The sequence below is a fragment of the Azospirillum himalayense genome, from assembly GCF_042657465.1.
Classification (GTDB): domain Bacteria; phylum Pseudomonadota; class Alphaproteobacteria; order Azospirillales; family Azospirillaceae; genus Azospirillum; species Azospirillum himalayense.
Window position 1 is genome coordinate 7,806 of record NZ_JBHSLC010000053.1, and the last position, 7,342, is coordinate 15,147.

The following is a 7,342-nucleotide window of genomic DNA, read 5'->3' on the forward strand; positions in this document are numbered from 1 at the left end:
GCCTACGCCGCCGCCAAGCGGGCGATCATGCCGGGGGTGGAGCACCGCCAGCACAAGGGACTGAACAACCGGGTCGAGAATTCCCACCAACCCACTCGTCGGCGCGAACGGCAAAGAAAGCGCTTCAAAGACCCCGCCCAGGTCCAGCGTTTCCTCGCCATTCACGACCCGATCGCCAACCTGTTTCATCTCCGCCGCGACCACAGTTCCGTCACTGACTATCGGAAGGCCCGCGCCCAGGCGTTCCAGGTCTGGGCCGAAGTCGCCGGCGCACCACTGGCGGCGTAATCCGTAGACGGTCGCCGCCCGCCGCCCTCGCTCTGCCCGGCGTTCGACAAGTTGACGGTGCCTTCTCCGTAGCTCTCGGTTTGTAGCCGATGCAAGCCGCACGAACGGCACGCGAGTCTCACAGAACCTGCCTGCGTGCCACGACGGCTCCGACGACGGGCACGGTGATCTCGAAATGATCGGCTTGGGTCACATCCAGGATCTGGCGTGGCCTATAGGTGACGGCGTTGACACCGCCGCTGTGGCGCAGGCTGTCGTAAGCGATGCCAGCCACCTGCCCTGCCCTTCGCACTGACTCACCGAACGCTTGGGAGGCGCGGTAGTCGCCCGACGCATACAGTTCGGGCCGCGCGGTGCGCAGGCCGCGGATGTCGAAGAAGTCGCCGGAGAGGCGGGCGGTATAAAGGCGGTAGGTCAGCCGCATCTCCGAACGCCGACGATAAACAGCCTCGCGTCGAAGGTGATGGGCGACTTCGGCGAGGGCCGTCTTGAGAGCCAACGCTCCGTACCACGCGCCGAGTTCACCACTGTTGAAGCGCCCCCCTGAGGGGGCAGCGTGCAGGAAGGCCGCCATCACCACGGAGGTGTTCCTAGTGCCATAGACCCACTGGTCCCGAGGCAACCGCGCGACGCGCTCCTCGACCAGACGGTCGTTTGTCCAGCCCTCCAACTCCATGACCGCCTCCAGATCGTCCGGCTGCGTCACACTGTCGAAGGCCGAAATCGGCGGATACTGAGAGGGGATGAGTCGGTTGGTCGGTTCCGGTATGGCGATGGTGGTCGTCACGGTCTCACACGATCACGATGTCGTCGTCGCTGAAGGGTGTGCTCGTCTCGTCCATAGGACCGGGTGGTCCGAAGGCACCTCCCCGAGCAGCGTCAAGGTAGCGACGGACCAGCATGGGACCATCCATCGTACCGTTGGTGACCAGCGCCATCGGCGGCTGACCACCAAACGACGGTCCGTCGTGGGGGCCGGTCAGCCAGTCCAGAGCAGCCGGCTCCGAGCCGAACAGGATCATCAGCGCCTTGTGGATGCCCAGGACAGCGGAGATTCGCAGCAGCACGTCGACAGGCAGGGTTATCTCCTGGCCGTCGCGCGCTTTGGCGACCCAGCCGAAGTAGGTCGAGCGGCTGGGCGAGCCCAGTACCAGCAAGCGCTCGGCCTCTGTCCAGCGCCAACGGTCGGCAATGCTCAGAAAGGTCCGCAGGGCCGGTCCACTGAGTTGTCGGCGTTTGGTCGGGGCGAACCGGTCAGGCTGGAGGAGCGGAAGCCCTCCGGGGCTTGGTGCGGCGATGCGGTGGGTACGAGCAGGCATGGCGGCGTTCCCTCCTTGTCCATATTTGGACTATATAGTCCTGATATGGACGGCGTCAAGGCATCCGAAGGTTACTCGATGCCTTCCTGCCGACGCCGCGGAGGCTGGACGTACGCCCTCTTTTTTTAATAATGGCTGTCGTATTTCGCGGTTGGAAGTTTCACCGGAGAAGGCTGCGGCTTGGCCTTCACTCTGCTCTTCCCCCTTGACCGAGCCGACGACAGCCCTCCTGGCGGATCCCCGGGGCCTCAGGAGAGACCGCACAGGGATTCGAACTCAGGGGAAAACGCGATGGAGCCCTCCCCGGCCGTAGTTCCCGTCCATCCGTACCAGTGGCAGTTCACGCCCTGGGCGGCGATCGCTGCCGCCAGCGCGGTCGGCGGCGCATCGGGGAGGAGCAGGACGGGCCGGTGCTGCTTTAGTTCCGGCATCAGTTCCGGGTACAGCGCCAACTGCCCGATCCCAGTGTGGATGTCCAAGGCAAGCGCGCCAGTCTTGACTTCGAGGAGAAGGGCTCTGATGGGATGGACGCCCCCACTTCTGAGTGACACCACCTGAACGGGATCGGCCCTCTGGAGACGGAGTCCTTCCCATGCAGCCCACGATCATCGGCCTCGATCTGGCCAAGTCGGTGTTCCAGGTTCACGGTGTGGACGCTCACGGCAAGGGAGACCGTCGCAAAGTTGGGGGACCATCACGCCGCCCCCCAACTTTGCGACGGTCGACGGGCGAATGGCTCGGCGCCGGTGTGCTCCGAGACGAGGGTGCCGTTCATCACCGCGGTGCGCACTTTTAGCATCCGATGGGCACCGCGCGGAGACCAACGCATCTGTTGGTTGGCGCTCATGCGTCGGTGCAGAAGGCGCTATACCGTGCTTTCGGTCGTCGCCGTGGAAATGGCTTCGCCCCGGTGTCGGGCGGCAGCGTAGTCGATGATCAGGTCGGCCTGTCCGGCGACGTAGGTCTCCAAAGCGCGCAGGAGCGTTGTCACCTTCCGGACCGGCGGGTTGCCAACGGTTTCCACGGCGGCGTCGAGATCGGCCAGGAGCTCGCCGATCAAGGTCAGAGCCCGTTCGGTTTGGCCATGCCAGAGCCACCAGCGGATACGGGCCACGGCGTCGGTCAGCGTTGTCGTCCGCTCCGCGGCGTCCGGCGTCGCCATGGCCCAGCCCTGGACCGCTTGCGCCACGTGCTGGATCCGCATCGACAGATTGGAACCAGTCCAGTACGTTGTGGATCGGAACGATACTGGCCGCTGCGCCCAAGGACCGCGGGCCTTCCGCGCCGTCGCTGAGAATGGTGACCGGCGTGGTCGCCGTCGCCCCCAGGCCGCGCAGGACATACTGGAGCTGCCGCACCTGCCGGTCGGCCTCAGCCGGCAGGCTGCTGAAGAGGACCTCCTGGCCCTGATCATTTGCTCGCCCGCGCGATCATCACCTCGAACGAGCGCATCTGGTAGGTCCGCACCGACCGCACGTGGCCCCCGTCGATGGCCAGCGTGATCGCCGTTGCCCTCGCCACTTCGTCTGGTGGAACAAGCGCCGCCCGTTCGAGCCGGGCTCCGACCCGGAGCGTGCGCCGGCGGATCGTTTCCACCTCCGGGGTCGTGTCCAACGGCAGCAACTCGGCCAGCAAGGTCCGCGCCTGCCGGTAGGGCAGCGCGCTGCCCATCTCGACCAGGACGCGTTCGTACTCCGGGGTGCAGCGGTCGGGCATGATCTCCGCGACTGGGGTCAGGGTGCGCCGGCAGGCCACACCACAGCGGCAGGGCTCAAAGCGGGGGACGGTAACCAAAGCTGCGTAAAGTTCACACATCGGCGAGCTGAGGGACCTCCTGAGCCGAAATGGCCACGGAGGGCGCCTCTGACCGCGGAGCTGGGACCGCGATCTGCGACGGCAAGGGAGCGGGAACACGCGCGAAGTTCAGGGTATAGTGTCCGAAGCGGTTGATGTGTTCGGTCTGGTAAGGGCTCAGGTTGGCCAAGGCGTCCGCGTCCACCGCGATCCCCTCGATGGCCATCTGGTCCAAGGCCCGCGTCATCGATGCGATGGTGTGGAAAATCAGCAAGTTGGAAACCAAGTGGTTGTACTTGATCAGCTTGCGTTGCTCGTCCCGCACGCCCTCGCTCACCAGCCCACTCTCGCCGAAGGCGGTCCATTGAGCACACTTGTTGAACAGCTCGCTCTTGTTGGTCGCCGCTTGGATCAAGTGGCGCAGTTCGAGCGAGGACAGGAAGTTCAGCAGGAAGATCGTCCGGACCACCCGGCCCAGTTCCCGGAAGGCGAAGTACAGCTTGTTCTTGCGGCTGTAGGTGCCGAGCCGGCGCAGAATGGCCGAGGGGCGGATCCGCCCGGCGCGAACCGACAGGGCCACGCGCAGCATGTCGGGCAGCAGCGTCTCGATCAGCTCCCAGTCCACCGTCGCGGTGAACAGCGTGTCGATGTGCTCGTACCGGCTTGCCTTGTCCGGTCGGTAGAAGTGCAGGTCCTGCCAGTTGCAGATCCGCGGCATCAGTTGGATGCCGAGCAAGTGAGCCAAACCGAAGATCGGGGCGCTTTGCCCCTGGGTATCGGCATGAAGGGTGTCGGGCTGGAGAGCCGACCGGCTCTCGGTGACGAAGTCCAGGATGTGGTTGCCCTCCCAGGCACCGCAGGCGATGAAGCGGGAGAACAGGGCGATGTAGGTGTCCGACAGCCGTTCGCGCAGATGCGCGAATACGGCAATTTCATAGGCGCGGCGATCGCGGTTCTTACCCTGTGGCAGCACGAGGGGGCGCCAACGGCGCTGGAGAAAGGAGACCGGCGCGTCCTTCGCTAGTGTCCTGCCCGCGAAGTAAGGTTCCGTTTTGCGCGTTGCCACTTTCGGATGATGGTGTCGGCGCTCTTGGTCCAGATGAACGGCTTGGGCGCCCCGTTGCGGTCGCGAAGATAGCGGTTGATGGCGGCCTGGAGCTGAGCGACCGAGTGGAAGATGCCGCGGCGCAGGCGTCTGCACGTCAGTTCGCTGAACAGGCGCTCGACCAGGTTGAGCCACGAGGCCGAGCTCGGCGTGAAGTGCATGTGGAAGCGCGGATGCCGCTTCAGCCAAGCCTGGACCTTCGGGTGCTTGTGGGTCTTGTAGTTGTCGGCGATCAGGTGAACGTCGAGGTGGGCCGGCGTCTCGCGGTCGACGACGCCGAGGAAGCGCAGGAATTCCTGGTGCCGGTGGCGCATCATGCAGCGACCGATGACGTGCCCGGTCTTCACGTCCAGCGCCGCGAACAGCGTCGTTGTGCCATGACGCGTGTAGTCGTGGGTGCGCGTTTGCGGCTGCGCCCGGGTCATCGGCAGCGGTGCCTGGGTGCGCTCCAGCGCCTGGATCTGGCTCTTTTCATCGACCGACAGAACCACGGCATGCTCCGGCGGGTCGATGTACGGGCCGACCACGTCACGCACCTTCTCGACGAAGGCAGGGACGTTCGAAACCTTGAACCCCTTGGTCAGGTGCGGCTTCAGGCCGTGCTCGCGCCAGATTTTCTGGATGGTGGTCTTCCCCAGCCCAACCACGCGGGCGAGCGTGCGCGTGCTCCAGTGCGTCGCGTTGGCCGGCGTTTCGCGCAGCGTCGTCTCGACCACTCCGCGCACCTCGTCCGCCGACACGCTCGGCGGCCGGCCCGGGCGCGGTCGATCGCGCAACAGACCGTTCACGCCCTCCTCCACGAAGCACTCCTGCCAGCGCCACACCGTCTGCTTGGATTTGCCGACCCGGCGCACGATCGCCGTCGTGCCCAGCCCCGCGGCCGACAACAGTACAATGCGCGCCCGCCAGAGATGCCGGTTCGGAGTCCCCGGCGCGGTCAACAGCTTGTCCAGACGGGCGTGATCCTCGCCCGTCAGTTCAATCTTCGGTCCTCGTGCCATGCCCTACATCTGGGCAGCGCCCCCACATTTTGGAACCCTACTTCGTGGGCAGGACACCAGGGTCGGCCGGCCTTCCGACGCATACAGTGCCTTGATGGCGTCGACCGCCTTGAGCAGCGGATCGGACTTGCGGTACGAGCGGAAGGCAAAGGTTTGCAGGAAGGTCGGGGCAAACCGCCGGGCGGACGCATGCCGCTCCACCACCTCGGGCAGGCTGTTGCCTTCGTCGGCGGTCTCGGCGATGCCGACGGCGTGATCGACGCTCTTCTCATAGGCTTCCCACCCCACGGCCGCCTCGATGGCGGCAAACGGATCGGTCCCGTTCTGTCGGGCGGCGACGAGAGCCCGGCCGCTCACCGCGTGCATCCAGACAAGGCGTTCCTGCTCCTTGGCCCGGTCGGTCAGCCGTTCCGTGCGCTTGCGCTCGGCGCGCCGGAACAGGGCTCCCATCAGCCGGCCCGCGGTGGCGCTGAAGGGCGCCGTCGTGTAGGTGCCTGCAGCCATGGTGCCGCCGAAGTGCTGATTGGCGATGCCGATCAAGAATTGCGGGGAGATTTTCATACCGGCGCCGATCTGGGCGGAGAGGTCGGCAAGCTGCGGAACGCGCACCTGGGCGGAGACGGACATGCAGGTTCCCCATGAGGGCAAGAACGGGATGTGCCCGGCATCGCGAAACGGATGCCGGGTCAGTAGAGCGGGCGGTGATGGTTGACTTTACGGTGGTGCTGTTGAGTGGAGAACGAACACTCAGAGCGAAATCTGAAATTTATGTTTGAGATAAAACGCGCATTTTAAAATGGAAAGTGCTTCACGAGGTGGCTAAGCATGCTTTCATTTTGAGCGTGCACTGCTCGTTAGCGATGATCCGGCCATAGCTGGGTGACGCGCCTGTTCCCGTTTACAAGACGCGGTGGGGCGGGAGGTGTTGGGCTTCTCCTGAAGTTGAGATTGCTCGGCCATGAACTGCTATCCCCGGTGATGTTCAGGTGATGGCTGATGTATTCGCCGCCGCATGGACCAACCGGGAATCGTGGCGAGCCCGGGTAGGCTCTCCTGCTAAGGGGAGTGATGAGGTAGCAGATCACCCCGGCTGTGAACTGTCAGCACTTGGATGGTTTCATTCTGGACTGCATAACCCGATTCACTACAACTTCTTGAGGGGTAAAGTTTTACCTGACTTCTCCAGGCTGAAAACATCATAAAAGAACTTTGGCGCCTCCTCATCAAATGCATATGCGTGTATGCGCGTGTGCGTCTAAATAACGCACGAAAATACCAAAATTTATCATGGCTAGAATAAAATATCGTGTATTTTTTTGAGCTTAAACCAGAAGATAATTTTGGAGATTAGTGCCATGGCGGTTAGTATTATTTCCGGTTCTGAAATTTTGGTCAACACGACGGTAACGTCTGACCAACATCAGCCCTCAGTGACGGTGCTGGCGAATGGGACGCAGGTGGTCACCTGGGCGTCGAACGGGCAGGACGGCGGCGGTTACGGTGTCTACGCCCGCCTGCTGGACGGCCATGGCCAACCCCTGGGCAACGAATTCCGGGTGAACGTCTCCACTGCCAAGAGCCAGAGCAATCCCAAGGTGACCGGGCTTGGCAACGGTGGCTTCATGATCGTCTGGGACGAGGTTGATGCCGTCAGCCAACCCCCTATCGGCAACTTCGCCGTCTATGCCCGGTTCTACGACGCCGCGGGCAACGCCGTGGGCAGCGAGAGGAGGCTGGCCCTCTCCTATGCGGCATCCTCGGAAGCGGCCCAACTGGCCGACGGCAGCGCAGTTATGGTCTGGCTGCAGCACGGCACGGTCTGGGCTCAGCGCTTC

The 7,342-nt window shown here is 63.9% G+C and carries 6 protein-coding genes and 3 pseudogenes; 2 read left to right on the forward strand and 7 right to left on the reverse strand.

Annotation, left to right across the window (positions count from 1 at the left end; translation table 11 throughout):
• A partial coding sequence (locus tag ACFPMG_RS23120; RefSeq protein ID WP_376997569.1) for a DDE-type integrase/transposase/recombinase occupies positions 1–288 on the forward strand: 288 nt, incomplete at its 5' end.
• Between the two features lie 118 nt (positions 289–406).
• Here ACFPMG_RS23120 and ACFPMG_RS23125 read toward each other — a convergent pair.
• From ACFPMG_RS23125 to ACFPMG_RS23155, 7 genes and pseudogenes are all read right to left on the reverse strand, one after another.
• A complete protein-coding gene (locus ACFPMG_RS23125; protein ID WP_376997571.1) occupies positions 407–1,075 on the reverse strand; it encodes an RES family NAD+ phosphorylase in 669 nt (222 codons plus the stop codon).
• 4 nt (positions 1,076–1,079) lie between these two features.
• Positions 1,080–1,607: an MbcA/ParS/Xre antitoxin family protein gene (locus ACFPMG_RS23130; RefSeq protein WP_376997572.1), complete on the reverse strand. Its 528-nt coding sequence runs from the start codon at positions 1,605–1,607 to the stop codon at positions 1,080–1,082.
• 248 nt (positions 1,608–1,855) lie between these two features.
• Positions 1,856–2,086, reverse strand: a complete 231-nt coding sequence (locus ACFPMG_RS23135) for a hypothetical protein (RefSeq protein WP_376997573.1) — start codon at positions 2,084–2,086, stop codon at positions 1,856–1,858.
• A 215-nt stretch (positions 2,087–2,301) separates the two neighbouring features.
• A pseudogene (locus ACFPMG_RS23140) lies at positions 2,302–3,506 on the reverse strand (ISKra4 family transposase); the annotation flags it as partial.
• A pseudogene (locus ACFPMG_RS23145) lies at positions 3,415–4,302 on the reverse strand (Tn3 family transposase); the annotation flags it as partial. The pseudogenes ACFPMG_RS23145 and ACFPMG_RS23140, both read right to left, overlap by 92 nt.
• Positions 4,303–4,421: 119 nt before the next feature.
• On the reverse strand, positions 4,422–5,507 hold the full coding sequence (locus tag ACFPMG_RS23150; protein ID WP_376997574.1) for an IS630 family transposase: 1,086 nt from the start codon (positions 5,505–5,507) through the stop codon (positions 4,422–4,424).
• 57 nt (positions 5,508–5,564) lie between these two features.
• A pseudogene (locus tag ACFPMG_RS23155) lies at positions 5,565–5,963 on the reverse strand (Tn3 family transposase); the annotation flags it as partial.
• An 899-nt stretch (positions 5,964–6,862) separates the two neighbouring features.
• Here ACFPMG_RS23155 and ACFPMG_RS23160 point away from each other — a divergent pair.
• Positions 6,863–7,342 (forward strand): hypothetical protein (locus ACFPMG_RS23160; protein ID WP_376997575.1); only part of this gene is annotated, 480 nt, incomplete at its 3' end.